Below are 25,528 nucleotides of genomic sequence, written 5' to 3'. Positions count from 1 at the left end.
ACCATGAGCCTGATCGCGGAAACCATCATCTCGGCCATGCTGCTTTTGGGCGGGGCGTTCACCCTGGTCGGAGCCATTGGTCTGGCCCGGCTGCCGGATTTCTTTACCCGTCTTCACGGGCCCACCAAGGCTACGACTCTCGGCGCTGGTGCCATCGTGATCGGTTCGATGATTTTCTTCAGCATCAGCGGCAAGGGGGTGGAAGTGTCAGAAATCCTCATTACCGTGTTTCTGTTCATGACAGCGCCGGTCAGTGCCAACATTCTTGCCAAAGCGGCCATGCATATCGGGGTAAAAACCATGGAAGGTACCCAGGGCAAGCCCTGGGAGCAGTGAATCCGGGCACCCGGCGTGGCACCGGCAATTTTGTCATTGGACTTGAAGAATTTTGCCGTATAGTAGCCACCCAAACTCATTCAAGGAGCTCAGCCCATGCTGAAAGTAAACGAATATTTTGACGGCAAAGCCAAGTCGATTGCCTTCCAGACCTCCACCCTGCCGGCCACCGTTGGTGTCATCAGCCCGGGCGAGTATGAATTCGGCACCAGCAAGAAGGAAACCATGACGGTAATCAGCGGCGCACTGACCGTTCTGCTGCCGGGCATGGAAGAGTGGATGACCTATGGGGCGGGCGAGAGCTTTGACGTAGCGGGTCAGGCCAGCTTCAAGGCGAAGACCGACATCGATACCGCTTACCTTTGCACCTACGAGTAATTCCGCACCGACGAGCAATACCGAAGCCCTGAAAGGCGCATCCGCAGAGCGAATCCGAAGACTGCCCCAAGCCATCGTTCGCTCTGCGTTTTTTTAATCTTCACCGGTTCCTGTTTCCCTGTATCTGTGTCAGATTAACCCCTGTTTCTCAAGACAAGACCAACAAACGGGAAAGAGGAAACACGCAATGGCACAAACCCGCATTCTCCCCCCGGCTGAAAACGCCTATGAATACCCGCTGCTGATCAAGCAACTCCTGCTCTCAGGCCCCAGGTACAACCCTGACCAGGAAATTGTTTACTCAAACCGCAGCAAATACACCTACACCGACCTGGTTGAGCGCATTCACCGCCTGGCAAACGCGCTGACAGATGCCGGAGTGAAACCGGGTGATACGGTTGCCGTGATGGACTGGGATACGCCCCGGTACCTGGAGTGCTTCTTTGCCATTCCGATGATTGGCGCCATTCTGCACACGGTCAATATCCGGCTTTCCCCGGAGCAGATTGTTTACACCATGAATCACGCCGAGGATGATGTGGTGCTGGTCCACGACGACTTCCTCCCGATTCTGGAGGCCGTGAAGGACGACATCCAGACGGTGAAAACCTACATTCAGCTCACCGACGAGAGCAGCCCCAAGTCCACCAGCCTGGATACCGCCGGTGAGTACGAATCGCTGCTGGCCGCGGCGGCCACAGAATTCGACTTTCCGGATTTTGATGAAAACAGCGTGGCCACCACCTTCTACACCACCGGCACCACCGGCAACCCCAAGGGCGTGTTCTTCAGCCATCGCCAGCTGGTGCTGCACACCTTGGCCATGACAGGCACAGTGGCGTCATTCGATGAGATGCCACTCATGCGCTCCTCGTCGGTTTACATGCCGGTGACGCCCATGTTCCACGTGCATGCCTGGGGCGTGCCCTATGCTGCCACCATGATGGGCATCAAACAGGTGTACCCCGGTCGTTATGAGCCGGAGCTGCTGGTCGACCTTATCAAGGAGCATAAAGTAACCTTCTCCCACTGCGTGCCCACCATTATGCAGATGATGATGGCCACCGAATCCATCAAGACCGCGGACCTGAGCAACTGGCATGTGCTGATTGGCGGCAGCGCACTGACCAAAGGCCTGTGCGATGCGGGGGCCAGGCTCGGCATCAAGATGTACACCGCGTACGGCATGTCTGAGACCTGTCCGCTGCTCTGCGCGTCGCACCTCAAGCCCGAAGACCTGGAGTTGCCTCTTGAGCAGCAGACCGCCAAACGGGTAAAGACCGGCATTGCAACGCCCATGGTTGAGCTGGAAATCGTGGACCCCGAAGGCAGCCCGGTGCCCCATGATGGCGAGGCCAAAGGCGAAATCGTGGCCCGCGCTCCCTGGCTGACCCAGGGTTACTTCAAGGAGCCCGAAAAAGGCGAACAGCTCTGGGAAGGTGGCTGGCTTCATACCGGTGACGTTGCCTCCATGGAGCCGGACAACACCATCACCATCAAGGATCGTATCAAGGACGTGATCAAGACCGGCGGTGAGTGGCTGTCGTCACTGGACCTGGAAAACCTGATCAGCCAGCACCCGGCCGTGGCCGGCGCTGCCGTGGTGGGTGTGCCCGACGAAAAGTGGGGCGAACGGCCGCACGCACTGGTCACCCTTAAGCCAGGTGAGCAAGCCAGTGCCGAGGATATCCAGAACCACCTGAAGCAATTCGTGGAAAGCGGCGAGATCAATAAATGGGCGATCCCCGAGCAGATTGATTTCGTGGAGGATATTCCGAAGACCAGTGTTGGCAAGATCAACAAGAAGCTGATCCGGGATCAGCTCAAGTAGGGATTCCTGGACGAGCTATCCGCAGGGGTGAATGAGCGATCATTCACCCCTTTTCACGTTCAGAGCCCCGAAAACGCAAAATCCACGTCCGGCTTGCGCCCGCCGATAATATCCGCCAGTGCCGCCGCCGAGCCGCACGAATGTGTCCAGCCCAGGGTACCGTGCCCGGTGTTCAGGTACAGGTTGGCGAAGTGGCTTTTGCCGATATATGGAACGTTGGAAGGGGTCGCTGGCCGCAATCCGGCCCAGAATTCCGCCTGGTCCCAGTAGCCTGCTTCGGGCATAACCTCTGCAGTACGGCGGACAATCGCCCGGCAACGGGTGAAGTTCAGGTTTCGGCTGTAGCCACTGAGTTCGGCCGTACCCGCGACTCGAATCCGGTCGCCAAGCCGTGAATACACCAGTTTGTATTCGTCATCGGTGAGACTGACGTTGAACGCCGCCTCTTCATTTTTCACCGGCACGGTGATGGAGTAGCCTTTGGCGGGGTAGATGTTCAGGAAGATACCCAGCTGACGAGCCAGTGCAGCGCTATAGCTGCCCAGGCTTAAAACATAGGCGTCTGCCCGCAGCGTCTCGTAACGGCCATCGGTCAGGGTCTGTATTCCCAGCACCCGTTCGCCAGCTCGTTCAAAAGCCAGTATCTGTGTGCCATACCGGAATTCCACGCCTGCTTCTGCGCAGCACCGGGCCAGGTTCTGGGTAAACATCCGGGCATCACCGGATTCATCCTCGGAGGTGTAGGTGGCGCCGGCAATCCGATTCCGGATGGGTTTCAGGGCAGGCTCCAGCTCAATGGCCCGGTCGGCATCGATGATCTGGCGATCGCAGCCGAGCGACTGCATTATCCGAGTCGGCTCCCTGGCAGCTTCGAACTCGGCAGGATTGGTGTAGAAGTGAAGAATGCCCTTTTCCAGGTGCTCGTATTCTATACCGGCATCCTTCCTGAGAGCCTGAAGCTTGCCGCGACTGTAGGTGCCCAGGTTCACTATCTGCCGAATGTTGTGTGCCGCCCGGGCAGACGTGCACTCCCCGAGAAACGACAGTGCCCATCGCCACTGGGCAGGGTCCAGCTTCGGCCGGAACAACAGCGGGGCATCGGCACGGGCCAGCCATTTCAGGACTTTCAGCGGGGCTGAAGGGTTGGCCCAGGGCTCGGCATGGGATACCGAGATCTGGCCGCCATTGGCATAACTGGTTTCCAGCCCGGACTGGTTCTGTCGGTCAACCACCGTTACCTGATGCCCCTGCTTCTGCAGAAACCAGGCTGTCGTTATCCCGACAACACCCGCACCCAAAACCAGTATGTGCATTCTTGCCTCCGGTCAGTATTACACGTGAGATTTGCTACTCGAAGGCGCTATTGTAACGGGGCGGAGGAGCAATTGCGCCCCGACTATCAGCCACCTGCGCGTTTGACCGTCCAGCCTTTCTGCTCAAGCAAGGGCACCAGAAGATCCCGCTGGTCTCCCTGGATCTCGACCACGCCGTCCTTTACGGTGCCGCCGGTACCACACTTGGCCTTGAGCGTCTTGGCGTAAGCCTTGAGGGCTTTGTCATCAAGGGGTATGCCGGTTATCAGCGTCACACCCTTGCCTTTGCGGCCCTTGGTCTCCCGGCTAACCCGCACAATGCCGTCACCTGCGGGCCGGGACTCATTGGCGCAGGTGCATTCAGCCACCGGCTGACGGCACCCGGGGCACATGCGCCCCTGCTCCGTTGAAAAGACGAGTCCGCCTTCCGATCGTTTCTTCATGTACTCCCCCGCTAATCACCGTTTGCCTGGTGGTTCAGTCCAGGCCGGGAGGATACTTGCTGAACATCTCGGCGACCACCTCATCGATCAACTTCCGCCGGGTCTCGGGGGACTGATCCTCGTTCAGGTAACGACGACTGGCCGCGCGCCAGACCACGTTCTTGGTTTCGCTGTCTGCCAGCTCCACCACCAGCTTGCCTTCCTCAACCTCACGCACGGGTGGCGGTGCCGACAGGGCCCAACCGAAATTACCACGGCCGAAACCGAAACCAAGGCCAAGCCCGGTCTGCTCCAGTCGTTCTTCGGTGACGATCTGCCAGTTTACCAGCAGGTCCGCTTCGGCAGCCGGCACCTTGCGGAGGGCCTTACGGTTCAATTCCCGTTCGATGGCCTGTTGTATCCGGCTGCCATCCAGTGACGTGAAAGAAGAGGAACTCTGGTTATCCGCGAAAGCCCAGGAAGAATAATTCCCGAACACCACAGAGGAGTTGTAATCGGTCACCACGTTGCTGGCACAACCGGTCATCGCGATCGCGCACATTGTCAGTATCAGAAAACGCATCATGTTGTCTGTCCTCGTTCGTGCCTGTTGCTTTTTCCCACTATACGCCCTGACAACGCAGGGCGATGCCCCCGGGATCCGTCACCTTGCCAAACTGTAATCAAGCTTTTGCCCATGACAGAAGTCGGCGAAAGCGTCCTGCAGGTGTTCCGGCACCCGAACCCTGGCGTGCACCGGCTCGCCATACTCAACCGACTCCACAGTCGCTCCGTGCATGTCGCACCAATGCCTCAGGGGTTGTTCATCGGCAAACGTCAGAGTCACCCCAAGCTCCAGCATGGGCGTCTGAACCACCCGGTCAACGGCTGACAGTACTGCCTCCGCAGCGCCGGCATAGGCTCTCACCAAGCCGCCGGCACCCAGTTTGATGCCTCCGAAATAGCGGATCACCATTACCAGGACATCCCCCATGTCTTTATGCTGGATGACCCCAAGGATGGGTTTGCCGGCTGTACCGCTGGGTTCGCCGTCGTCGTTCATGGCTGCCTCGGCCGCGGAGCCAGGCCGGCCAATCTGATAGGCCCAGCAGATATGACGTGCATCGGGATGGTCCCGGTGCGCCTGCTCCAGCCAGTCTTTCACCTCGTCCCGCGAACCCACGGGCACGACCCGGGCGATGAAACGGCTTTTCTTCACTTCCGTTTCCCGCTCAAGGTATCCTGCGGGCACGGGGTAATCTTTTTTCATGGACAACGACCTATGGCCTCCGAAGACGAATACAACGCACCGGGAACCGCACAGCCGGCAAAGCTTCGCAAGGCGGCCTGCGGCATCCGTTTTGACGAGGACGAGCTGCAGGAGGGCATCGACTTTTCCGGCGCCGTAGAATTAAAGCCCTGCGATCAGCCACCCGCATCAACCACCTGCGAAGAACACCGGAAGCCGAAGCGTCACTCTTAGGCCACCCCACTGCCCGGCCTCCGCCTCAATCTGCCCGTCATGGGCAGACACAATATCCCGGGCGATCGCCAGCCCAAGCCCCCAGCCCTTGCCGCCCCGAGACTTGTCGGCCCGATAGAAGGGTTCAAACAGATGGCCCAGCAGCTCCCGCGGTACGCCCGGACCCTCGTCATCGAACGCCAGCGCCAGCCAGCCGTCTGCCACCGACACATCCAGATGGACCACCTTGCCCGGTGGCGTATGGTCCAGCGCGTTCTGCAGGATGTTGTCTATGGCCCGCCGCAGCAGCCCTTCATCGCCCAGCACAGAGGTGCCCGACGATTCCGGCGAGACCACCAGCTGACAATCCACGCCCTGCTGCTCGGCATAGTCCGCCGCATCCCGCAGTACCTGGTTGACCACCTGGACCGGTCGCAGCGGTTGCCGCTCGATATCGCCGCCGGCCTCGGTTACCCGGTACAGAGTCAGGATTTGCCCGGTCATGGTTTCCAGACGCTCGTTCTGGCGCAGAATGCTGGCCAACAACTCCTCGTCAGGGCCTGAGTCACTGGCCAGTTCAATGGCCACTCGCTGCCGCGCCAGGGGGGTACGGAGATCGTGGGAGATGTCCCTGAGCAGGTGTTTCTGCCGCTCCAGCAGACTGCAGAGCTGCTCTGTCATGGCGTTGAAGGCCGCCGCCAGTTGCCCGACCTCGTCCCGGCGCCGGGCGATGTCTTCGCTGACTCTGAGTTTATTGTCCCCGCGGGCAATCGCCCTGGCTGTGGTTTCCATGTGCCGCAGAGGGCGCGACACCATGCGGGCAATCCACCAGCACGCCAGGGAAATCATGACGAAGGCCAGCCCGAACTCGATGGCCCGGAAGAATCGTGGATTCAACCAGCCCGGCCCCTGCACCCGTGGCCAGGCGACCAGGCGGTACCCTTGCCCGACCTCAAGGACAGCCGGCTTCTGGGGATACCAGCCAGACTCCATGCGGTCACGAATGAACGAGGGCAGCTTGCCATCATGTTCGTCCTGGTCAATCAGAACCAGATGCAGCTCCAGGCGCTCGCCCTCGGCCTTCAGGAAACGCCAGGCCTCGCCGCGGTCTCCCGCTTCCCGGATGGCAATGGCCTGCTCGGCCAGCCCGCGCAGACCCGCCTGGCGCTCAATGGCCTGGCGTTCCTGGTCCAGCAGCATGCGGGTGGCGAGATTGCTGGCGACCACCGTTACCGCCATGGCCAGCCAGATGGACAGGAAGATGCGCCAGAACAGGGGAAAAATAACGCGTCCTCTCATTCCGGCACCCGATAGCTGTAGCCGAGCCCGCGCACCGTTTCAATCCGGGGCGGTTCGTCGCTCCCGAGCTTGCGGCGCAGGTTGCTGATGTGCATATCCAGAGTGCGATCATAGGCCTCCAGCCGCCGGCCAAGAGCCCACTGCATAAGGTCGGTCTTGCGCACCACGCTTCCGGCGTGCGCCAACAGCACCTGCAACACCTCATACTCGGTTGCGGTCAGGTCCATCGGCTCGTTGTTCTGGTAGATGCGTCGATGGGCCGGTTCCACGCGCAGGTCGCCGTAGGTGCGGGTGGCATCAACTTCTGCCTTCTGGTCCCAGGCAATCCGGCGCAACAGCGCCTGGAGTCTTGCCACCAGCTCCCGGGGATTACAGGGCTTGGGAATGTAATCGTCGGCCCCCACTTCAAAGCCGACAATCCGATCGGTTTCGTCACCCCGCGCTGTCAGCAGGACCACCGGCAGGTGTGTCCGGGCCCGGAGATCACGCAGCACGTCCAGTCCACTGATATCCGGCAGCATGATGTCCAGAACCACAATGTCGCAATCCTGGCCCAAAGCCAGTGCCAGGCCGTCTCGCCCGTTGGCGGCTTCGCGGACGGTAAACCCCTGGTTGGTGAGGTAGCGGGCCAGCAGCTCCCGGAGCTCGGCGTCATCCTCAACCAGCAATACCCTGCTCTGCATCCTCTCTCTCCCACACTGCGGGGCACCAGACCCGGCCCCACGCCTCGCTGCCTGAAGTCTAACACGCCGGCGGCGGTCTCCGGCGCGGCAGCCCGACTCATTTGCAGAACCTTTACACTGCCGTTCATCACCCCGCCAACAACCCCCAAACCAACTTTGCTATCGGCCGGGATGATCAGAGCGCGGTTTTTACGTAAGGTATCAGGACGATCAAGGAGTCTTGCCCTGCCATGCCCGCACACACAGACCATGCCCTTACCCTGGAAACCTGCAGCAGCATCCACGACATACCGCCTCAGGACTGGCAACGCCTGTCGGGCCAGGGCAACCCTTTCCTGCGCTACGAGTTTCTCCGGGCACTCGAGGACTCCGGCTGTACCACGGCAGCCACCGGCTGGGCGCCCAGCCACCTGGTGTTCCGCAGGGCCGGACGGATAGTGGGAGTGGCTCCCGCCTACCTGAAAAGCCACTCCATGGGCGAGTACGTGTTCGACTGGGCCTGGGCCGATGCCTACCAGCGCCACGGTCTGGATTACTATCCGAAGCTGCTGATAGCCATACCCTTCACGCCCTCCACCGGCCCCCGACTGTTGCTGGAGCCGGAGGTGCGCGGTCAGCTCACGCCGGAACAGCTGCACGACCTGCTGGGCACCCTGACCGAACGGCTGGGAGCCCATTCCTGGCACTTGCTGTTCCCGAATGACGCCGACCAGCGGTTACTGGCATACGACCCCGCCCTGCACCGGATCGGCTGTCAGTTCCACTGGCACAACCACGGCTACCGCGAGTTCGACGACTTCCTGGCCGCCCTCACCTCCCGCAAACGCAAGTCCATCCGCAAGGAGCGCCGGCAGGTGGCCGAACAGGGCATCACCTTCGCCCGGTTCTCCGGCCGGGATATCCCGGATAACGTACTGGCGGCCTTTCATGTGTTCTACCAGGCCACCTACCTGAAGCGGGGGCAGCGGGCGTACCTGAACAGGTCGTTTTTCGAACAGTTGCGTGAGCAGTTGCCAGAGCACCTGCACCTGATCATGGCGGTTCGGGACGGCGAGATGATCGCCGGTGCCCTGTTCCTCGCGGGCGAAACCACCCTTTACGGCCGCTACTGGGGCTGCCTGGACGAATACAACCACCTGCACTTCGAAACCTGTTATTACCAGGGCATCGAGCTGGCGCTCTCGCTAGGCCTGGACCACATAGACGCCGGCGCCCAGGGCGAACACAAACTGGTGCGGGGATTCGAGCCGGTTATTACCCATTCCTGGCACGGCATTCTTCACCCCGCTTTCCGGGACGCCATCGGGAACTTCACGCGGGAGGAAGCCGACCATGTGCGGGCCTACTTCGAGGACGCCCGATCGGTCCTGCCTTTTCGGCAGCCAGCGCCGTAGCTTCTATACTGAAAGACCGGAACCGGAACGGAAAGAGGGTCCGACAATATGGAAACCGAGCCCCTGGTCGGCCTGCTCGCAGCGGGTCAGCTCCCGCTTCTGATGGCAGGAGCGGCCCTGGTGATTGCACTGATTACCCTGGCGATGATCTCGGGCGCGCGCCGACGCCATGAGCAACGACTGGATGCCCTGCGGGAACGATCCGACACGCTCTGGCGGGAGGTGGACGACCTGCGAGTGGCCCAGTTCAACCACGGCCCGGAGGCAGCCAGCAACGGCGGAGCCAATCCGCTGCATCAGGCGCACTACCGCACCGAAATGGATGCCTACGGCAAGATCTGGCCCCAGGTGTGGCACCTGCACGAACGATTGGGACTGTTCCTGCGGGCCGTGGAGTCTGGCGAAGCCGCCGGAGAGCTGAGACTGGAGGCACGCAATGCGGCCCTTGAGGCCAGGAATCTGCTCAACCGCAATCGTCCCTTTTGTCACGAGGCGGTGGACGAACTGGTAACCCGGTTGATCGATACCGAGATCAAGGCCCATCTTGCCGCCTGTCAGTACCTCGACCTGCTCAAGGACGTCAACAGCGCCTCTTCAAGCCACGACCGACGCGTCCTGCAGGACAAATGCCACACATTGCACGAGGGCGAAGCCCGGGATCACATGAATCAACTGGTGTCCGCCATCCGGCAACGGGCCATCCGCCAGTCCTGAGCCAGCCGCTGCCTGTGGCCAGGCGGATCAGAGACTCACTTTTTTGAGGGTGTCGGCCTGCAACCGACGCAGGTAATCACTGAACGACACCGGATGGGGCCTGGCCGGCTCAAGGCCACGGAGCTCCGGCGCAAGGGCGTTGATGGCCCGGGAAGCGGATTGCACCTGGTTATCCAGGGACGCAATGGCACCGGGGGTCAGTTCTCCCGCTTCCAGAACCGGCTTGAGCAGCGGTTCACCGTCAAAGATTTCATGGGCGCCGGCAATGATGTCACCGGTTGCCGTTCCATCGGCATCGTATTGACGGAACACCTGCTTCTCACCGGGCCAGGAGGTCTTGCCGGAGGAATTCTTCATTCTGGGCCTGCCCGCGTACTCGGTGAGTTTGTAGGCCAGCTCCAGGGCGGGAACGTCGCTGGCGGCACCAATAGCCGTACCAACGCCAAAGCCATCAATGGGAGCGCCCTTTTCCCTCAGGGCGGCAATACGGTATTCGTCGAGACCGCCGCTCACCAGAATCTTGATCCGGTGGAATCCGGCGTCGTCGAGAATTTTCCGGCAATCCACGGCTTCCTCGCCCAGATCTCCTGAGTCCAGGCGGATGGCCGCGATGTCCACGTCAGGTTCCTGCTGGAGCCACTCTACAATTCGCCCCACCGCCCGGCGGGAATCGTAGGTATCCACGAGCAGTGTGGTGCCGGGGTATAGCTTCGCGTAAACCCGGAAGGCCGCCATCTCCTCGTCGTGGGACTGGACAAAACTATGGGCCATGGTGCCGCTGACAGGCATTCCGAAGTCCAGGCCCGCCAGGACATTACTGGTTCCGGACAACCCGGCCAGTCGGTAGGCGCGCACGCCCCGGTGCGCCGAATCCAGACCATGCATTCGGCGCATGCCGAAATCCACCACCGGGCAATCCCCGGCGGCAAACCTCACGCGCACCGCCTTTGATGCCAGAACCGACTCCAGATGCACGTAGTTCATCACCAGGCTCTCGAGCAGCTGCGCTTCCGCCACAGGTGCCCTCACCTCAAGAAACGGCTCCTGGGGAAAGAGCGGCGTGCCTTCATCGACCGCCCGAATAGTCCCGCTGAAACGAAAACCGGCGAGCCACTCGAGAAACTCTGGTTCAAACCGGTCAAGTTCCCGCAACCTGTCGATGTGGTCCCGGGTGAACCGCAGGTCCCGGATTACCTCCGCGACCCGCTGCTGGCCGCAGGCGAGTATGAAATTGCGATGCTCCGGCAGCTCCCGGAAAAACAGACTGAAAACAGCCTCGTCCGCCATGCCCTCCGACCAATAGGCCTGGGCCATAGCCAACTCGTAAAGATCCACCATCAGGGCAAGATCTTGCTGCCGAATCACCTGAATCCTCCTTTGGCCAGTCAGTGAACCGATGCGCCCGCCAGCTGGAGCTCTTCGAGAATATCCTGCGCCTCTTCGGGCTTTGCAGCCCGGGTGCCTGCCTCGAACAGTTCGACCGAGAAGCCCTTGTCGAGGGCGTCCAGCACCGTGGCGCGGACACAGACATCCAGCGCCAGGCCCACAATGGTCAGGTGCCGGATACCGCGCCGGCTGAGGAAATTACCGAGTTGCGTGCCATCAAAAGCAGAGTAGGCGTCGGTATCAAAGCCGGTGCCCTTGCTCACCCGGATCGCGTCGTCGGGCAGTAAAAGCTCCGGATGAAACTTCGCGCCCGGGGTGTCCTGAATGCAGTGGGGCGGCCAGGGCCCACCACGGGCCTCGAAACTGGCGTGATCCACCGTATGCCAGTCCCGGCTGGCGATTATGGTCTGCCCGGCCGCCTGCGCTTTGGAAATCAGCTTGTTGACCGGGGGCAGGATGTCGCTGGCATCGGGAACAGCCAGGCTGCCCCCTTCACAGAAGTCGTTCTGTATGTCCACCAGCAACAGGGCGGAATGTTCAATCCTGTGCTGTTCTTTAGCCATGTCACACCTCCTTGGGGCTCCACGGTTCAGAACATCGGTTGTGGCCTACTGGTGTCCAGTCTGGTTACTAGCTGTCGGCAATACGGAAACCGATCTTGAGCACTACCTGGTAGTGGCCCACCTTGCCGTTCACAATGTGGCCCCGGGTCTCGGTGACTTCAAACCACTCCATGTTCTTCACGCTCTTGCCACATTCGGCCAGAGCGTTTTCAATGGCGTCTTCGATCCCGGTTTTCGATGAGCCGACAATTTCCACTTTCTTGTAGACGTGATGGTCTGACATAGAAGCCTCCAAAAAACGGTTGCCTGTACCCTTGAGCCTAGAAGACAAGCCAGCAGGCAGCAAACCAGGGCCCCGGGGCTCACGCTCATCCGCACGGGGCAGGCTCACGTATCTCAGATCGATTCATTCAGGCCGGGGGAACTCCCCAGTGTTCACCGGGTCCCATGGGTTTGCCTTTTTTGGACAGGATTAATGAAGCCACTGCTGAAATACACCGGCTGGATGCTGGGCGCCATCCTGCTGCTACTTTCCGGGCCGCTGCTTCTCGCCGCCAGCGGCACGCTCCACGGTGCAGAAAGCTGGCATACCGCAACCCGGGAAAGCGCCGGCATCGCGCCTCTGCCCTCGGAAGCCGAGGAAGCGATCATCCAGATCTACGGGGCCCGGGCGTGGAGCTGGCGAGGGTACTTTGCCGTCCATACCTGGATCGCCACCAAGGAAAAGGGTGCCAGCCACTACCGGGTACATGAAGTCACCGGCTGGCGGAACTACGTGGTGAATTCTCGCCCGGGTGAGCCCGACCGGCACTGGTATGGCGCCCGGCCGGAGCTGTACGCGGATATCCGGGGCGAAGAGGCCGAGAAACTGATTCCGCAGATCTATCAGGCGGTCGAATCCTACCCCTACCCGACCGAATACGAAGCCTGGCCCGGCCCCAACAGCAACACCTTCGTGGCCTGGGTCATTCGGGAAGTGGAGGGTCTGGATGTGGCCCTGCCGAACCATGCCATTGGCAAGGATTACCTGGGCGACCAGATTGTTGCGGAAGTGCCCGGCGGTACCGGCTACCAGGTCTCGCTCGGTGGCTATTTCGGCCTTCTCGCCGGCCTCCGGGAAGGCATTGAAGTGAATCTTCTAGGGCTCTCGTTCGGTATCAATCCCCTGGCCCTTGGCGTCAAGCTTCCTGGCATCGGCGAACTCGCCCTGAGAAACACCAATCCAATGCCTGAGCCTACGCCCGCTGCGCAGTAACCAGACGGCCCGGGCAGGGGCAAGGCTCCCAAAAAACGCTGTGAATACATCCGTGTACGCTTGGCTCCGCCATCCATGGCTCCGCACATTTTTGGGAGCCTTGCCCCCGCCCGGACCTGCCTCGGAGTTAACCGCTAAAAACTGGCAACCCCCAGGTAGCGAACCGCCCCGGCAGCAGCTATGCCGGCGGCGATGGCCGGCAGGGGTTTGCGCAGGGCCAGCATGATCACCGCGGTCACCACCAGAGCAGCCACCGCGCCGGCATCGCCGCTGAACGCCAGCGGCACGATGATGGCGATGAGCACCGAGCTGGCCATGGTGTTGATAAAGCTCTCGATCCGGGGATTGATCTTCACGAAGGACATGATGAACACGCCGCCGAAACGGGTGGCCAGCGTAACCAGCGTCATGATGGCGATCAGCAGGAGAATGCCGCCGGTCGTGGTTTCAATGGTCATGGCGCCCCCCCGGCGGTTTGTCCAGCCAGAAGAATCCGATCACACCGCCGGCCAGGGCGCCCACCACCACGTGAGTGTTCGCCGGCAGCCACTTCCAGGCCGCCAGCGACGCCAGAGCGGCAACGGACCAGGCCACCAGCACCCTGGGAGATTTCTTGCCGCCAAGGGCCATGGCAAGCAGGAAGCAGCCCAACACCATATCCAGGCCCAGGGCTTTCGGGTTCTGTAGCAGGCCGCCAAAGTAGACGCCCAGGCCGGTGCCCAGAATCCACGCCAGCCAGAGGGCCAGGCCTCCTCCGAGAATCACTTCCAGGTTGCGACGACCGCTCTGGTATTCCTGGGCCGAGACCGCCCAGTTGGCGTCCGTAAGCAATAGCAGCAGCCCGTAGCGTTTACCCGGGGAGACCTCCCGGAGCATCGGGTACAGCGAAGCGCCCATGAGCAGATGGCGGGAATTGATGGCAAACACGACGGCCATCATCGGCAGCAGGGCTACCTCGGCGCCCCACATATCCACGGCAGCAAACTGGGAGGCGCCGGCAAAGACCGTGGCGCTCATCAGCATCGCCTGCAGAGGCTCGAGGCCCTTCTGGGTCGCCGCCAATCCGAACGCAGCACCAAACGCCACCACGAACAACGAGATGGGAAGCAGCCGGAAAAATTCTACCCGTACCCGGGCCGGCTGAAGCTGATAAGGATAGGAAGCGACAGACATCCGGGGAAACTAGGCCAGTTTCCCCGGTACGCGTATAGGTAGTTCCCGAAGAAACCACCGGCATGCGACTAATGGACGACGTGAACGCGTCCGTCGCCAGCAGCGAAGGGGTTGTTGAAGCTGCTGCCCGCACCCTGGAGTCTGGCTTCCGGATGGTTCCTGGCCATCAACTCCTTCATCTCGTCCATGTCCGCTTTGGGCACGTCCACCATCACCAGGTGGCGACCCGCCTCGATATCGCCATGGAACTTGCGGATGCGATAGTTCACGGTACTGATACCGCCGAATCCACCAAGCCAGCCGCCGGCGATAATGGCAAAGGCGCCGATCGCGACAAATGCCGACACCGGCCAGCCCAGATCGCCCCAAAGCGCGAGCGGCGCCACAAAGAACAGAGCGAAGAGCGCGCCTATGATCATGCCGCGCTCAACGAAGCGGGGCAGATCGGTACGGTCGAGTACGCTGGCCGAGTGCAGCCGATGCGTGTAAAGGCCGGCCTCGTCCTTGCTGACAATATGGAACCGCCAATCGGTGATTCCACGTTGGTGCAGGTCGTTGGAGATGTCCTCCAGACTGTCGATGGAGTCTACCAGATAGAAAAGGCGTTTCATGATGTGCCTCCTCTCAGGAAACTGAGTGTCACTGACACACCTTGATTATAAATCACTCAACCAGGGTAACCCCATGATTGGTGGAAACGTTTCACGATAAGCCAGCACCTGATATGACACTGATGTCTAATCGTTCGCTTTTGCATGTTGACGTTAACGTTAAATGCAGCTAGTTTGACGCTGTCCGGTCCCACAAGGGCATCATTCCAAGGGCGATCCCCATCGGAATAGCGGACACCTGAAATCGGAACGCCGGCCACAAGCCGGTCGACAAGAACAAGACACCCGCTCATGCCGAGATCCGGTCAAGTGGGGGAGGATTTCACCATGCTCTTCAGCCATCCCGAGTTCGATAACCACGAACATCTGTCCTTTTTCTGCGATCCCGAAACCGGGCTCAAGGCCATCGTCGCCATTCATAACACCTCGCGGGGGCCTGCCCTCGGCGGCTGCCGGATGTTTCCCTACGCTTCCGATGAGGAAGCCCTGCGCGACGTGCTGCGCCTGTCCCGTGGTATGACCTACAAATCGGCCCTCGCCAACCTCGACCTGGGCGGCGGCAAGTCCGTGATCGTTGGCGACCCGCGCAAGCACAAGACCGAGGCCATGATGGAAGCCATGGGGCGCCATCTGGAACGCTTGGGCGGCCAGTACATCGCCGCCGAAGATTCAGGCACCAGCGTACCTGACCTCAAGGTGATGGGCCGGCACACCCGGCACGTTGCAGGCATCGCCTCACGCACCGGTTTTGATGGCAACCCCAGCAACGGCGATCCGTCGCCGGCAACCGCCTATGGCACGTTCATTGGCCTGAAGGCCGCCGTGAAGCACAAACTGGGACGCAATGATCTGAAAGGCCTGAAGGTGGCCGTCCAGGGCATTGGCAACGTCGGTTTCCGGCTGGCAAAACACCTGGCCGAGGCCGGCGCAGAGCTGTGGGTTTATGACATCCACGAGGACAACATGCGCCGGGCCGTGGACCAGCTTGGCGCCCGACCGGCCAGCGCCGAGGACATCCTGTTCCTGCCGGTGGACGTGGTGGCGCCCTGTGCCATGGGTGCGGTCCTGAACGACAACAGTATTCCCCAACTGCAGGCGGGCATCATCGCCGGCGCTGCCAACAACCTGCTGGAGCACCCGGAGCATGACGCCATGCTGCGGGATCGGGGCATTCTCTATGCGCCGGACTTTGCCATCAACGCCGGTGGCATCATCGATGTGTTCTACGAGCGCACCGGAGCCACTCCAGAGACGGTTCGCGCCCACGTGGATACCATCGGCGACACCCTGACCGAAATCTTCAACCGTTCCGACCGCCTGGCGCGCCCGACCGGGGAAATCGCCAACGAACTGGCCGAAGAACGGTTCCAGAAGCACACCGCCGGAGCCGGGCTGGCGCCCGATCCGCTGGCCCGCGCCGGCTGATTACAGACCGGCGCACCACTGCGGGGGCAGACACCCTCTTCTGCCCCCTCACCAACCCCTGACACAACAACAAGTATTCCAGGAGATCTGTATGTCTGTTACTTCCTCAGATTCCGCGAGCTATTCCGGGGCCCTCGAAGGCGCCAATGCCAAGCGCGGGCTCTGGTCGTCACGTCTTGCTTTTATCCTTGCCGCCACCGGCTCCGCCGTCGGCCTTGGCAATATCTGGAAATTTCCGTATGTGACCGGTGAGAATGGCGGCGGCGCCTTCGTTCTGGTGTACCTGCTGTGTATTGCCGTCATCGGTATTCCCATCATGATGGCGGAGGTCATGATCGGGCGCCGGGGCGGCCGCAGCCCGGTCAAGAGTCTGAGCCTGATTGCCGAGCGGGACGGACTGAAGCCGGCCTGGAAGCTGGTGGGCGCCCTCGGCATTCTGGCGGGCTTCCTGATTCTCTCGTTCTATTCCGTGATCGGTGGCTGGGCCATTTCCTACGTGGGCACAACCGCCAGCGGCCAGCTTGCGGGCCAGTCCGCGGACGCCGTCGGTGCCATTTTCTCCGGCCTGCTTGGCGACCCGGCCACTCTGCTCGCCTGGCACACCCTGTTCATGGCCCTGGTGATGGTCGTGGTGATGCGCGGCGTCCGGTCAGGCCTTGAACGGGCCGTCAGCATCCTGATGCCGGCCCTGTTTGTGCTGCTACTGATTGTGGTCGGCTATGCCATGACCACCGGCCATTTCGGACAGGCCGCAGCGTTCCTGTTCCAGCCGGACTTCTCCAAGCTCACGACCTCCGGCATTCTGGTGGCCCTGGGCCACGCCTTCTTCACCCTGAGTCTGGGTATGGCGGTCATGATGGCTTACGGCTCCTATCTGCCCAAGAAGATTTCCATTGCCCGCACATCCATCACCGTATCGATCATTGACACTGGCGTGGCGCTGCTGGCCGGCCTGGCGATCTTTCCGATTGTGTTTGCCAATGGCCTTGAACCCGGCGCAGGCCCCGGCCTGATCTTCCAGACCCTGCCACTGGCCTTCGGCCAGATGCCCATGGGCTCGCTGTTCGGCACCCTGTTCTTCGTGTTGCTGATTTTTGCTGCCTGGACCTCGGGTATCTCCCTGCTGGAACCGATCGTGGAATGGCTCGAGGAGCGCCAGGGCCTGAACCGCACGGTCAGTACACTGGGCGCAGGCTTCGTGTGCTGGGCACTGGGGATTGCCTCGATCCTGTCTCTGAACCTGTGGAGCGATTTCGCGCCCCTGGGCTTTATCCCCATGCTCGAAGGCAAGACCATTTTCGACTTGCTGGACTTCTTCACCGCCAACATCATGTTGCCGCTGGGTGGATTGCTGGTCGCGCTCTTTGCCGGCTGGATCATGTCGCGGGAGGCCATGGAACAGGAACTTTCGCTGTCGCCCGGCATGTTCAACCTGTGGTTCGTAACCCTTCGGTTCATCACTCCGGTCGCCGTAGCCGTGGTGTTCATTTACAACCTGGTTTGAGCCGTTTGCCGATGGGGTGGCCCTGCCGCCTCATCGGCTCCCTTCCTGGGCAGACTGACACCAATTTCCTGCTGCGTAAGTGGCGCAAGACCCTGGGTTTTGCCTGAACCCTCAGAGCTGATCGAGTGCGGCCTGAAGCGTCTCGCCAATGTGGCTGTTGAGTTTCAGGTCCACCAGTTTCTCAGCCCGTGTGCGGCCGAGGTTCAGGGTGGCCATGGGTTTGCCCCACTCCTTGCCGTAACGGCAGAAGCGAAATCCGGAATAGACCATCAGTGACGAGCCGATCACCAGCAGCCCGTCACTGGCTTTCAGGGCATCCAGAGCCGCGTTAACGCGTTGTCTGGGCACGAAATCACCGAAGAAAACCACGTCCGGTTTGAGAATTCCCCGGCATTTCGGGCAACCGGCCACCCGAAAATCGGAGAAATCCACGTCCAGATCGGCGTCGCCATCCGGCGCGGTGGTGGCGGTGTAATGCCGGAATCCAGGGTTGAGGTCTGCGCATCGATCATGAACCTCGTCACGCGGGCATCGGTAGCCGCAGCTCATGCACAGTACCTCATCGGCACGGCCATGCAGGTCCAGCACCGCCCGGGTGCCGGCTTTCTGGTGCAGCCGGTCGACGTTCTGGGTCACCACCAGGCTGCTGTGATTCAGCAGCTCCAGGTCAGCGATGTGAAAATGCGAAGGGTTGGGCGTGGCATTGCGCATCACCGGCCAGCCGATCAGGCTCCTGCCCCAGTAGCGCTGGCGGGTCTGCGTATCCTCCATGAACGCCCGGTGCTGAACCGGCTGTTTGCGCTTCCAGGCGCCATCGCCATCCCGGTAATCGGGAATGCCAGAGTCGGTGCTGACGCCAGCACCGGTCAGAATCATCAGCCGCGGGTGTCGGTGAATGAATTCCGCCAGCATGGCACCAGCGACCTCCGGCTCGTGGACCACCGGCGGCGTATCCGTCTCCGGCAAGCGCTGATCTGTACTGAAGGGTCGGCTACGGTGTGTGGTGACAGGCATACAGACTCCGGTTTTCAGCCCGGTTTGCGGGCCACATACACGGTGTTGAACGATTCCCTGTTCTGGAACGGATTGAAAAAGGATACGACATGGCAGGCGACATCGGTAAACACCGCCCGCAGCACGGCCATGAACTCCGCATCCTCGCCCTCGTTGGACCACATCGCAAACACGCCCCGGGGCTTGATTTGCCGGGCCATCAGGCGGAGATTGGGCTCGGTGTAGAAGCTGGCACTGGAATCGTGCAGCAAGGCCCGGGGCGAGTGGTCGATGTCCAGCAGAATGGCGTCGAATTGCTTGCCGGGATTCTCCGGATCAAAGCCGCCGGTCTCCGGATCAGCCACGGCCAGGTCGAAGAAGCTGCCATGCACATAGCGGCTGCGCGGATCAGCGTTCAGGTCCTTGCCCAGGGGCACCTGCTCCGCCTGGTGCCAGCCAATAACGGGTTCAAGGTATTCAACCACCAGCAGCTCCTCCAGGCGAGGTTCCCGCAAGGCCGCCACCGCGGTGTAACCCAGGCCAAGACCACCCACGACTACCCGCAGGTCCTCGCCCTCGGTTTCCGCCAGCCCGATGTCGGCAAGGGCCACTTCGGCATCCACGAACATGCTGGACATGAGAAATTCCTCGCCCAGTTTCACCTCATAGATGTCCCTGTCCCCAATCGCCGGAATCCGGCGCCGGCGCAGCGTGATCTCACCGATCACAGAAGGCTGACTGTCAATTTGTTCGAAAAGCAATCCCATCTGTTCAGACCTCAGGCGCTGATTCGCCAAGACACGAACGCAGAATACTCCGCATCTTCTCCGCGCCCAATTCATCCATCAACTCGATGTTTCTTCGGGGTATTCCATCCACATCCGGGTAACGATCAATCGCCGCCTCCAGACTGGCTTCCCTCAACAGATGCAGCATGGGAAACGGTGACCGATTGGTGTAATTCTCCGCCGCATCCGGATCGGTACCCTCAAACCGGTACTCCGGATGAAAACTGGCGATCTGGTAAACGCCTTCCATCTCCAGGTACGCCAACAAGCCATCGGCAGCATCCAGGAACTCATTGTAGGGACCGAACGCCTGCAATACACCTGGATGAATCAAAAGGGTGGTCTCGATCTCCGGTTCGTCTTGCAGCCGCTGAAGTTCCGAGTGCAACGCCTGCAGCAGTCCGTCCTCGGTTTCCGCATCCGACACAACAAACCGCACACGGTTCCGCATCAGCTCCCGCTTGGCAAACGGGCAAAGGTTGTAGCCGACAACAACGTCTTCGACCCATTTGCGGGTAGCGGCAATAATCTCGGTCTCGACCATATTCTTCTGTGCCCGTTGTTCTGTTGGTGGCTTACTCTCAGGCTGGAGCGGGCGTGTGGGACTGGCTTTCCAAAACTGTGCGGAGCCATGGGTGAAGAGCGAAAAGCTCTTCACGGGCAGGCCATGGACGGCCTGCCCAGGACCCTCTGCGCGACGCAGGAGCATTTAGCGCAGAGGGGCGGAGCCCAAGCGTCACATGGATGTGCCGCAAGGAGCGTGTTTTGGAAAGCCAGTCCCACATGACCGCCGGCGCCCAAGCCTGGGTCTCAGACGTACCCCTGGCTCCGAAGGTAATCATCATAAGTACCGCTGAAGTCCGTAACCCCATCAGCACCAAGCTCAATGATCCGCGTCGCCAGCGAAGAAACAAACTCCCGATCGTGGCTCACGAAAATCAGTGTCCCCGGATAGTTCTCCAGCGCCAGGTTCAGCGCCTCAATGGATTCCATGTCCAGGTGGTTGGTCGGCTCATCCAGCAGCATCACATTGGGCTTCTGCAGGATCAGCTTGCCGAACAGCATCCGGCCCTGCTCACCACCCGAGATCACCCGCACGGACTTTCCGATGTCGTCGCCCGAGAACAGCATCCGCCCCAGGGTGCCGCGCACCAGCTGCTCGCCACCCTTGGTCCACTGGGCCATCCAGTCGGTCAGGGTTTCGTCGTCGGCGAAGTCCGCGGTGTGGTCCTGCGCGAAATAGCCCACTTCCGCGCTGTCGGTCCATTTCACCTCGCCGCTGTCCGGCGCATAGGCGCCGGCAAGGCATTGCAGCAGTGTGGTCTTGCCGATGCCGTTGGGGCCAATGATGGCGACACGCTCGCCGGCTTCGATCTGGAAGTTCAGCTTCGACAGCACACACTCCTCGCCGAAGCCCTTGTAGAGATCTTTCACGGTCACGGCCTGGCGGTGCAGCTTCTTGCCCTGCTCGAACCGGATGAACGGACTCACCCGGCTAGAGGGTTTCACCTCCTCCAGCTGGATCTTGTCGATCTGGCGGGCCCGGGAAGTAGCCTGCTTGGCCTTGGAGGCGTTGGCCGAGAAGCGGCTGACGAACTGCTGCAACTCGGCAATCTGTGCCTTCTTCTTGGCGTTGTCCGCCAGCATGCGTTCACGGGCCTGGGTCGCAGCTGTCATGTATTCGTCGTAATTACCCGGAAACAGGCGCAGCTCGCCGTAATCCAGGTCCGCCATGTGGGTACACACGCTGTTCAGGAAATGACGGTCGTGGGAGATGATAATCATGGTGCTGTTGCGGGCCACCAGGATGTTTTCCAGCCAGCGGATGGTGTTGATGTCCAGGTGGTTGGTGGGCTCGTCCAACAGCAGCACGTCCGGATCGGAGAACAGGGCCTGGGCGAGCAGCACCCGCAGTTTCCAGCCCGGCGCCAGGGCACTCATGGGACCGTTGTGCTGCTCTAGCGGGATATCCAGGCCCAGCAGCAACTCGCCGGCCCGGGATTCAGCGGTGTAACCGTCCATCTCGGCGAACTGCACTTCCAGGTCGGCCACGGCCATGCCGTCTTCCTCGCTCATCTCCGGCAGGGAGTAGATGCGGTCCCGTTCTTTCTTGACATTCCACAGCTCTTCATGGCCCATGATCACGGTATCAATCACCGAGCAGTCCTCGTAGGCGAACTGATCCTGGCGCAGTTTACCCAGGCGGGTGTTGGGCTCGAGCATGACCTGGCCGGCCGAGGGCTCAAGATCGCCACCGAGGATTTTCATCAGTGTGGACTTGCCGCAGCCGTTAGCCCCGATCAAACCGTAGCGGTTGCCGTTGCCGAATTTGGCGGAGACGTTCTCAAACAGGGGCTTGGCCCCGAACTGCATGGTGATGTTGGCGGTGGAGATCAAGAAGCAAACCTGTCGATGTGGGGCCAGCGAGGCGCCGGCGAAACGAAAGCCGGCATTGTACAGGTTTGCCGGGCTCACCGTGAGGCCGCAGAAACACGGATAAAAAGCGCTTGCCTCCGGCGAGCTGTGCGGGCAGCATTCCGGTTCTGATCATCCCATTAACCCGAACACAGGCCCATTCAGCCGAACCAAGGAGAATCAACATGGCTCAGGCAACAGCACGCCACATTCTGGTGGACAGCGAAGCGAAATGTGAAGAACTCAAGAAGGCCATCGAAGGCGGTCAGGATTTTGCGGAAGTGGCAAAGCAGCACTCCTCCTGCCCGTCCGGCCGCAACGGCGGCGACCTGGGCTCCTTCGGCCCGGGACAGATGGTGCCCGAATTCGACAAGGCCGTGTTCAACAGTGAGCTCAACACCGTAATCGGCCCGATCAAGACCCAGTTCGGCTACCATCTGTTGGAAGTCACCAGCCGCAGCTGATGGTCTCTGACCCTCCGGCGCACGCGCCGGAACCCGGCCGGCGGCTGTCGCTGCTGGCCGGGTTCGCCTCTCTGCTGATTGCCCCCTTTCTGTTTATCGGCGGCCCGGACTGGGCTTCGGGGCCCCTCCTCAGATCGGCCTGGAATCTTGGCCACCTTGTTCTTTTCGCACTGCTGACTCTGGCCATCGGCCCATGGCGCTGGCTCAGGGGCTGGCGACTCTGGGTTTCGGTCACCGCAGTGTTGCTTGGGCTCGGGTTGGTCATTGAACTGATCCAATCCAGCCATGGTCGCGACCTCGACGGCCACGACCTGCTACGCAACCTGATTGGCAGCTGGCTGGTCCTGGCCGGGCGACCGCTGCTGTACCGGGAAGCGCCTGCTACCCCGGGTGAGCGTCTGATGGCCGGCATTGTCGCGCTGTTGCTGTGCCTCGAGCTGGGCGCCACCGGCGTGGTTGCAGCCCGCCAATGGCAGGTCCATCAACAACTGCCGCTACTGTATGATTTTGGCCGGGACAACCCCGCCCCCTTCTGGGGCGGCAACCCCGTGCTCTCCCGGCAACACACCGTCGAGCACCCCTACAGTCTGCGACTGGACCTGGGCACAGCGCTTTACTCCGGAGTCACACTCCACAACCTGCCATCGGACTGGCGAGGCTACGACCGGCTGGCCATTACCCTGTTCAACCCCGACCCGGAATCACTGACAATGACCCTGCGCATCAATGATGTGGCCCATGATCGGGGAACGAACGCCTACGGCGACCGGTTTAACACCCAACTGACGCTGGCGCCGGGACTGAATACTTTCGAACTGACCCTGCAAGAGGTGGCCAGTGCCCCGCGGCAGCGGCGCATGGACATGGACCGGATTCGCCGGCTGGGACTGTTTGCGGTGCAACTGCCAGCGCCGCGGTCGGTCTTCCTGTTGGACCTTCGGCTTATACGGACGCCTGGCCAAGCTGCCACGGATTCTCGGTAAGGGTTTCGGCCCCCTGCTCGGTCACCACAATGGTTTCGCTGCAGCCAATCCCCCACTGGCCGGGAATCCGGAGGCATATCGGCAGGTGGAACACCATGCCGGGCCGGAACTCGACGTTACCCCCACGGGCAATGAACCCCGAGCCCTCCACCCAGGATGGCGGAAACTGCGCGCCCACGGTGTAGCCGAATACCCCGGAGAAGAACACCGAATCCGCTAGCGGCGCCAGAGCCCGCTCGGCTTCCTGGGCGGCGTGATCGAAGCTGACGCCCGGGCGTACGGTAGCCAGCAGGCTATCCACGATGCGACGACAGCCGTCGTGGACCCGTTGCATCTCCGCCGACGGCCGGCCGCCGGCGACCACGGTCTGCATCATGGGCGCGGTGTACCGGTGCCAGGCCGCGCCGAACTCCAGGAACACCGGGTCGCCCTCCTCGATGACGGTGCGCCGGTGATTGCAATGAATCACGCTGCTGCGCCTGCCGGTGGTGACAATCGGCTGCATACTCATGAATTCGCTACCCGCTTCCAGCAGGGCGGTGGCGCCCACCGCAGCGATGGCGTTGTCCGTCATGCCGGGGCGAACGGCGGCCACCGCTGCAGCCAGTCCCTCGGCCGTAATACGGGCACTCTCCCGGAGAAAGTCGAGTTCGGCATCGGATTTAACCATCCGCACCTTTTTCAGCAGGCCACCATTGTTCTGGAACCGGGTCGAAGGCATTCTCGCCCTGAGACCTTCCAGAACGCCCTGGCGCAGTGAGCCGTGCCAGGCATCAATACCCACCGTTTCGATACCGTTGTTGAGCGCCTGCACCAGCGGCTCGAGGACTTCGCCGATCCCCTCCCAACGGTAGCCGACCACCCGGGCCACCCGGGTGGTCACCATGGCCGGACCCATCTCGATGGACGGCACCTGCAGGAGCAGCTCCTCATGGGTCACCACCAGCGCTACGTGCACGGAGACCTCGAAGGTACTGTAGCCGGTAAGATAGAAGATATCGGAGGGGTCGGTCAGCAGCAGCGCCCCGAAATCCTCCCGCACCATCCGGTCGCGGACCCGGGCCAGGCGGTTGGCAAACTCCTGCTCCGGGAACGGGCATTCGTATCCCCGAAGCTGCGAGGACAAGGCGTTCTGATAGGCGTTGAAGTCCATGGCGTTCCCCCGGCCTGGGCTCTGGCGAGTTCCGTGAAGATCTCTCTAGAGCGTGGACCGGATTGGAGGTTTGTTCAAATCCTCCAGCAACGCCAATTGTCTGCCATCACTGGCCGGTTGAGGTCTCCGGCCGTAGCAAGCGGGACATCTGCTGACCAATACTGACGACCGGTTCGGTGATGGCCTGCTGGATGCTGTTCGTCACTACCCGTGAAAACGCCGCACCGGCAGGACTTTCCAGAAACTTCAGATACAGCTCCAGTTCCTGGGCGCCGATATTTTCGTAGGTGTACAGATAACTGTCGTAAACCTGTTGCCCAACCACGCCGCTGAGCATACTACGCTGGCTTTCGATGCGCTGGCGAAGCTGCTCGTGGTTGGCCGAATCGTTGCTGAAGGCGGCCAACGCCGAGGCCAACCCGAGTTGCACGGCAATAGTGGTGTCCACGGCGCTCTCGGTTGCCCGGGCGGCGCGATCAAAGCGGTCAAACATCTCCGCTTTCCGGGTGCCCTTGAACCTCTCGTTGAGCTCCGGGGCGCGAGCCTGGATGGTCTGCCAGGCTTCAGGGGACGAGGCGGCAATTTCTGCGGCCGAGATCTTACGGGCCACCGGTGTCTGGTACCAGTCGTGTACGGCCTGCAGCTGGGCCGGGGTCAGCTTTTCACCAAGGTCGGCAACAATCTGCTGCTCAATATCGGCGGCGCTGAAGCTGTTACTGACGAGAGTACCGATAGTGCCCGCCACCACCGGTGGCAGCTGGCCGCTCTGTTTCAGTCCCTGGCGGATACCCTGGCTCATCATGGCCGGGTACTGCGCGACAATATCGTCAATCGGTGAAACCGCCAGTACCTGGCGGGCGTCCGGTGCCGCGTGAACGGTGCCTGCGCCTGCAGTGAGCAGAGCGGCGAATAAAAGAGGTTTAACTAGCCCGGATCTTTCATAAACACTCCAAATAGCCCTCCAATCCCGCAATCAGAATGCC

The 25,528-nt window shown here is 61.2% G+C and carries 29 protein-coding genes; 11 read left to right on the top strand and 18 right to left on the bottom strand.

Annotated features, from left to right (window positions below; translation table 11 throughout):
* The first annotated feature begins 3 nt into the window (after window positions 1-3).
* From ACFC20_RS05595 to ACFC20_RS05585, 3 genes are all read left to right on the top strand, one after another.
* The gene (locus ACFC20_RS05595) at window positions 4-336 is read left to right on the top strand and encodes a Na+/H+ antiporter subunit G (RefSeq protein ID WP_375192131.1); all 333 of its coding nucleotides are present in this window, start codon (window positions 4-6) and stop codon (window positions 334-336) included.
* Between the two features lie 96 nt (window positions 337-432).
* Complete coding sequence (locus ACFC20_RS05590) at window positions 433-714, top strand: pyrimidine/purine nucleoside phosphorylase (protein ID WP_064228261.1); 282 nt, start codon at window positions 433-435, stop codon at window positions 712-714.
* Window positions 715-901: 187 nt separating this feature from the next.
* Complete coding sequence (locus tag ACFC20_RS05585; protein WP_375192130.1) at window positions 902-2,545, top strand: fatty acid--CoA ligase; 1,644 nt, start codon at window positions 902-904, stop codon at window positions 2,543-2,545.
* A gap of 59 nt (window positions 2,546-2,604) precedes the next feature.
* Here ACFC20_RS05585 and ACFC20_RS05580 read toward each other — a convergent pair whose 3' ends face one another.
* The 4 genes from ACFC20_RS05580 to ACFC20_RS05565 form a co-directional block, all read right to left on the bottom strand.
* On the bottom strand, window positions 2,605-3,858 hold the full coding sequence (locus ACFC20_RS05580; RefSeq protein ID WP_375192129.1) for a D-amino acid dehydrogenase: 1,254 nt from the start codon (window positions 3,856-3,858) through the stop codon (window positions 2,605-2,607).
* Between the two features lie 86 nt (window positions 3,859-3,944).
* The gene (locus ACFC20_RS05575) at window positions 3,945-4,301 is read right to left on the bottom strand and encodes a translation initiation factor Sui1 (protein ID WP_375192128.1); all 357 of its coding nucleotides are present in this window, start codon (window positions 4,299-4,301) and stop codon (window positions 3,945-3,947) included.
* A 34-nt stretch (window positions 4,302-4,335) separates the two neighbouring features.
* On the bottom strand, window positions 4,336-4,866 hold the full coding sequence (locus ACFC20_RS05570) for a DUF4136 domain-containing protein (RefSeq protein WP_375192127.1): 531 nt from the start codon (window positions 4,864-4,866) through the stop codon (window positions 4,336-4,338).
* 78 nt (window positions 4,867-4,944) lie between these two features.
* Window positions 4,945-5,550: a YigZ family protein gene (locus tag ACFC20_RS05565; RefSeq protein WP_375192126.1), complete on the bottom strand. Its 606-nt coding sequence runs from the start codon at window positions 5,548-5,550 to the stop codon at window positions 4,945-4,947.
* A 12-nt stretch (window positions 5,551-5,562) separates the two neighbouring features.
* Here ACFC20_RS05565 and ACFC20_RS05560 point away from each other — a divergent pair, with 12 nt between their 5' ends.
* Complete coding sequence (locus tag ACFC20_RS05560; RefSeq protein ID WP_375192125.1) at window positions 5,563-5,763, top strand: hypothetical protein; 201 nt, start codon at window positions 5,563-5,565, stop codon at window positions 5,761-5,763.
* Here the strand turns inward: ACFC20_RS05560 and ACFC20_RS05555 are convergent.
* Together ACFC20_RS05555 and ACFC20_RS05550 are read right to left on the bottom strand one after the other, a co-directional pair.
* The gene (locus ACFC20_RS05555; RefSeq protein WP_375192124.1) at window positions 5,719-7,041 is read right to left on the bottom strand and encodes a sensor histidine kinase; all 1,323 of its coding nucleotides are present in this window, start codon (window positions 7,039-7,041) and stop codon (window positions 5,719-5,721) included. The two genes, ACFC20_RS05560 and ACFC20_RS05555, sit on opposite strands and share 45 nt — an antisense overlap.
* Window positions 7,038-7,724: a response regulator transcription factor gene (locus tag ACFC20_RS05550; protein ID WP_091987025.1), complete on the bottom strand. Its 687-nt coding sequence runs from the start codon at window positions 7,722-7,724 to the stop codon at window positions 7,038-7,040. The genes ACFC20_RS05555 and ACFC20_RS05550 overlap by 4 nt, the downstream gene beginning before the upstream one ends.
* Before the next feature lie 230 nt (window positions 7,725-7,954).
* Here ACFC20_RS05550 and ACFC20_RS05545 point away from each other — a divergent pair, with 230 nt between their 5' ends.
* A complete protein-coding gene (locus ACFC20_RS05545; protein WP_375192123.1) occupies window positions 7,955-9,118 on the top strand; it encodes a GNAT family N-acetyltransferase in 1,164 nt (387 codons plus the stop codon).
* A gap of 48 nt (window positions 9,119-9,166) precedes the next feature.
* Window positions 9,167-9,832, top strand: coding sequence for a hypothetical protein (locus tag ACFC20_RS05540; RefSeq protein ID WP_375192122.1), 666 nt, complete (start codon window positions 9,167-9,169; stop codon window positions 9,830-9,832).
* 27 nt (window positions 9,833-9,859) lie between these two features.
* On the opposite strand, the gene ACFC20_RS05535 is transcribed toward ACFC20_RS05540, so the two are convergent.
* From ACFC20_RS05535 to ACFC20_RS05525, 3 genes are all read right to left on the bottom strand, one after another.
* A complete protein-coding gene (locus ACFC20_RS05535; protein ID WP_375192121.1) occupies window positions 9,860-11,197 on the bottom strand; it encodes a nicotinate phosphoribosyltransferase in 1,338 nt (445 codons plus the stop codon).
* A gap of 20 nt (window positions 11,198-11,217) precedes the next feature.
* Window positions 11,218-11,781 (bottom strand): isochorismatase family protein, encoded by a 564-nt coding sequence (locus ACFC20_RS05530; RefSeq protein ID WP_375192120.1) that lies wholly within the window; start codon window positions 11,779-11,781, stop codon window positions 11,218-11,220.
* 67 nt (window positions 11,782-11,848) lie between these two features.
* Window positions 11,849-12,064 (bottom strand): dodecin, encoded by a 216-nt coding sequence (locus tag ACFC20_RS05525; protein ID WP_091987039.1) that lies wholly within the window; start codon window positions 12,062-12,064, stop codon window positions 11,849-11,851.
* A gap of 192 nt (window positions 12,065-12,256) precedes the next feature.
* Between ACFC20_RS05525 and ACFC20_RS05520 the strand changes: the two genes are divergently transcribed.
* Entirely contained in the window at window positions 12,257-13,036 is a 780-nt protein-coding gene (locus tag ACFC20_RS05520; RefSeq protein WP_375192119.1) for a DUF3750 domain-containing protein, read from the top strand.
* A gap of 134 nt (window positions 13,037-13,170) precedes the next feature.
* Here the strand turns inward: ACFC20_RS05520 and ACFC20_RS05515 are convergent, their stop codons facing one another.
* The 3 genes from ACFC20_RS05515 to ACFC20_RS05505 form a co-directional block, all read right to left on the bottom strand.
* Entirely contained in the window at window positions 13,171-13,494 is a 324-nt protein-coding gene (locus ACFC20_RS05515; protein ID WP_375183153.1) for an AzlD family protein, read from the bottom strand.
* A complete protein-coding gene (locus ACFC20_RS05510) occupies window positions 13,484-14,209 on the bottom strand; it encodes an AzlC family ABC transporter permease (RefSeq protein WP_375183154.1) in 726 nt (241 codons plus the stop codon). The genes ACFC20_RS05515 and ACFC20_RS05510 overlap by 11 nt, the downstream gene beginning before the upstream one ends.
* A gap of 68 nt (window positions 14,210-14,277) precedes the next feature.
* Window positions 14,278-14,820 (bottom strand): hypothetical protein, encoded by a 543-nt coding sequence (locus ACFC20_RS05505; RefSeq protein WP_375183155.1) that lies wholly within the window; start codon window positions 14,818-14,820, stop codon window positions 14,278-14,280.
* Between the two features lie 327 nt (window positions 14,821-15,147).
* Between ACFC20_RS05505 and ACFC20_RS05500 the strand changes: the two genes are divergently transcribed.
* Both ACFC20_RS05500 and ACFC20_RS05495 read left to right on the top strand, forming a co-directional pair.
* Window positions 15,148-16,245: a Glu/Leu/Phe/Val dehydrogenase gene (locus ACFC20_RS05500; RefSeq protein WP_375183156.1), complete on the top strand. Its 1,098-nt coding sequence runs from the start codon at window positions 15,148-15,150 to the stop codon at window positions 16,243-16,245.
* A gap of 91 nt (window positions 16,246-16,336) precedes the next feature.
* Complete coding sequence (locus ACFC20_RS05495) at window positions 16,337-17,749, top strand: sodium-dependent transporter (RefSeq protein ID WP_375183157.1); 1,413 nt, start codon at window positions 16,337-16,339, stop codon at window positions 17,747-17,749.
* Window positions 17,750-17,860: 111 nt separating this feature from the next.
* Here the strand turns inward: ACFC20_RS05495 and ACFC20_RS05490 are convergent, their stop codons facing one another.
* The 4 genes from ACFC20_RS05490 to ACFC20_RS05475 form a co-directional block, all read right to left on the bottom strand.
* On the bottom strand, window positions 17,861-18,763 hold the full coding sequence (locus tag ACFC20_RS05490) for an NAD-dependent protein deacetylase (RefSeq protein ID WP_375183158.1): 903 nt from the start codon (window positions 18,761-18,763) through the stop codon (window positions 17,861-17,863).
* Between the two features lie 14 nt (window positions 18,764-18,777).
* Window positions 18,778-19,509 (bottom strand): spermidine synthase, encoded by a 732-nt coding sequence (locus ACFC20_RS05485; protein ID WP_375183159.1) that lies wholly within the window; start codon window positions 19,507-19,509, stop codon window positions 18,778-18,780.
* Between the two features lie 4 nt (window positions 19,510-19,513).
* Window positions 19,514-20,074: a DUF1415 domain-containing protein gene (locus tag ACFC20_RS05480; protein ID WP_375183160.1), complete on the bottom strand. Its 561-nt coding sequence runs from the start codon at window positions 20,072-20,074 to the stop codon at window positions 19,514-19,516.
* A gap of 266 nt (window positions 20,075-20,340) precedes the next feature.
* The gene (locus ACFC20_RS05475) at window positions 20,341-21,927 is read right to left on the bottom strand and encodes an ABC-F family ATPase (RefSeq protein WP_375192118.1); all 1,587 of its coding nucleotides are present in this window, start codon (window positions 21,925-21,927) and stop codon (window positions 20,341-20,343) included.
* A gap of 203 nt (window positions 21,928-22,130) precedes the next feature.
* On the opposite strand from ACFC20_RS05475, the gene ACFC20_RS05470 reads away from it, so the two are divergent.
* Complete coding sequence (locus ACFC20_RS05470; RefSeq protein ID WP_008939100.1) at window positions 22,131-22,409, top strand: peptidylprolyl isomerase; 279 nt, start codon at window positions 22,131-22,133, stop codon at window positions 22,407-22,409.
* Window positions 22,409-23,392, top strand: coding sequence for a succinyl-CoA synthetase subunit beta (locus ACFC20_RS05465; RefSeq protein ID WP_375192117.1), 984 nt, complete (start codon window positions 22,409-22,411; stop codon window positions 23,390-23,392). Before ACFC20_RS05470 ends, ACFC20_RS05465 begins: the two co-directional genes overlap by 1 nt.
* Here the strand turns inward: ACFC20_RS05465 and ACFC20_RS05460 are convergent.
* Together ACFC20_RS05460 and ACFC20_RS05455 are read right to left on the bottom strand one after the other, a co-directional pair.
* Window positions 23,352-24,545 carry a M24 family metallopeptidase gene (locus ACFC20_RS05460; RefSeq protein WP_375192116.1) on the bottom strand — a complete coding sequence of 398 codons (1,194 nt, stop codon included), beginning with the start codon at window positions 24,543-24,545 and terminating at the stop codon, window positions 23,352-23,354. The genes ACFC20_RS05465 and ACFC20_RS05460 overlap by 41 nt on opposite strands.
* A 106-nt stretch (window positions 24,546-24,651) precedes the next feature.
* A complete protein-coding gene (locus ACFC20_RS05455; protein WP_375192115.1) occupies window positions 24,652-25,347 on the bottom strand; it encodes a DUF2059 domain-containing protein in 696 nt (231 codons plus the stop codon).
* Window positions 25,348-25,528: the final 181 nt, after the last annotated feature.

The sequence above is a fragment of the Marinobacter sp. genome (assembly GCF_041984545.1).
Taxonomy (GTDB): domain Bacteria; phylum Pseudomonadota; class Gammaproteobacteria; order Pseudomonadales; family Oleiphilaceae; genus Marinobacter.
This window is presented reverse-complemented; position numbering and strand designations above follow the sequence as displayed.

Bases quoted from the DNA above. Each gene is read 5' to 3' on its own strand.
- ACFC20_RS05570 (WP_375192127.1), bottom strand. From the start codon at position 4,866: ATGATGCGTTTTCTGATACTGACAATGTGCGCGATCGCGATGACCGGT.
- ACFC20_RS05460 (WP_375192116.1), bottom strand. From the start codon at position 24,545: ATGGACTTCAACGCCTATCAGAACGCCTTGTCCTCGCAGCTTCGGGGA.
- ACFC20_RS05555 (WP_375192124.1), bottom strand. From the start codon at position 7,041: ATGAGAGGACGCGTTATTTTTCCCCTGTTCTGGCGCATCTTCCTGTCC.
- ACFC20_RS05565 (WP_375192126.1), bottom strand. From the start codon at position 5,550: ATGAAAAAAGATTACCCCGTGCCCGCAGGATACCTTGAGCGGGAAACG.
- ACFC20_RS05545 (WP_375192123.1), top strand. From the start codon at position 7,955: ATGCCCGCACACACAGACCATGCCCTTACCCTGGAAACCTGCAGCAGC.
- ACFC20_RS05550 (WP_091987025.1), bottom strand. From the start codon at position 7,724: ATGCAGAGCAGGGTATTGCTGGTTGAGGATGACGCCGAGCTCCGGGAG.
- ACFC20_RS05495 (WP_375183157.1), top strand. From the start codon at position 16,337: ATGTCTGTTACTTCCTCAGATTCCGCGAGCTATTCCGGGGCCCTCGAA.
- ACFC20_RS05525 (WP_091987039.1), bottom strand. From the start codon at position 12,064: ATGTCAGACCATCACGTCTACAAGAAAGTGGAAATTGTCGGCTCATCG.
- ACFC20_RS05480 (WP_375183160.1), bottom strand. From the start codon at position 20,074: ATGGTCGAGACCGAGATTATTGCCGCTACCCGCAAATGGGTCGAAGAC.
- ACFC20_RS05530 (WP_375192120.1), bottom strand. From the start codon at position 11,781: ATGGCTAAAGAACAGCACAGGATTGAACATTCCGCCCTGTTGCTGGTG.
- ACFC20_RS05470 (WP_008939100.1), top strand. From the start codon at position 22,131: ATGGCTCAGGCAACAGCACGCCACATTCTGGTGGACAGCGAAGCGAAA.
- ACFC20_RS05510 (WP_375183154.1), bottom strand. From the start codon at position 14,209: ATGTCTGTCGCTTCCTATCCTTATCAGCTTCAGCCGGCCCGGGTACGG.
- ACFC20_RS05580 (WP_375192129.1), bottom strand. From the start codon at position 3,858: ATGCACATACTGGTTTTGGGTGCGGGTGTTGTCGGGATAACGACAGCC.
- ACFC20_RS05515 (WP_375183153.1), bottom strand. From the start codon at position 13,494: ATGACCATTGAAACCACGACCGGCGGCATTCTCCTGCTGATCGCCATC.
- ACFC20_RS05595 (WP_375192131.1), top strand. From the start codon at position 4: ATGAGCCTGATCGCGGAAACCATCATCTCGGCCATGCTGCTTTTGGGC.
- ACFC20_RS05540 (WP_375192122.1), top strand. From the start codon at position 9,167: ATGGAAACCGAGCCCCTGGTCGGCCTGCTCGCAGCGGGTCAGCTCCCG.
- ACFC20_RS05490 (WP_375183158.1), bottom strand. From the start codon at position 18,763: ATGCCTGTCACCACACACCGTAGCCGACCCTTCAGTACAGATCAGCGC.
- ACFC20_RS05500 (WP_375183156.1), top strand. From the start codon at position 15,148: ATGCTCTTCAGCCATCCCGAGTTCGATAACCACGAACATCTGTCCTTT.
- ACFC20_RS05465 (WP_375192117.1), top strand. From the start codon at position 22,409: ATGGTCTCTGACCCTCCGGCGCACGCGCCGGAACCCGGCCGGCGGCTG.
- ACFC20_RS05585 (WP_375192130.1), top strand. From the start codon at position 902: ATGGCACAAACCCGCATTCTCCCCCCGGCTGAAAACGCCTATGAATAC.
- ACFC20_RS05520 (WP_375192119.1), top strand. From the start codon at position 12,257: ATGAAGCCACTGCTGAAATACACCGGCTGGATGCTGGGCGCCATCCTG.
- ACFC20_RS05590 (WP_064228261.1), top strand. From the start codon at position 433: ATGCTGAAAGTAAACGAATATTTTGACGGCAAAGCCAAGTCGATTGCC.
- ACFC20_RS05485 (WP_375183159.1), bottom strand. From the start codon at position 19,509: ATGGGATTGCTTTTCGAACAAATTGACAGTCAGCCTTCTGTGATCGGT.
- ACFC20_RS05560 (WP_375192125.1), top strand. From the start codon at position 5,563: ATGGCCTCCGAAGACGAATACAACGCACCGGGAACCGCACAGCCGGCA.
- ACFC20_RS05455 (WP_375192115.1), bottom strand. From the start codon at position 25,347: ATGATGAGCCAGGGTATCCGCCAGGGACTGAAACAGAGCGGCCAGCTG.
- ACFC20_RS05575 (WP_375192128.1), bottom strand. From the start codon at position 4,301: ATGAAGAAACGATCGGAAGGCGGACTCGTCTTTTCAACGGAGCAGGGG.
- ACFC20_RS05505 (WP_375183155.1), bottom strand. From the start codon at position 14,820: ATGAAACGCCTTTTCTATCTGGTAGACTCCATCGACAGTCTGGAGGAC.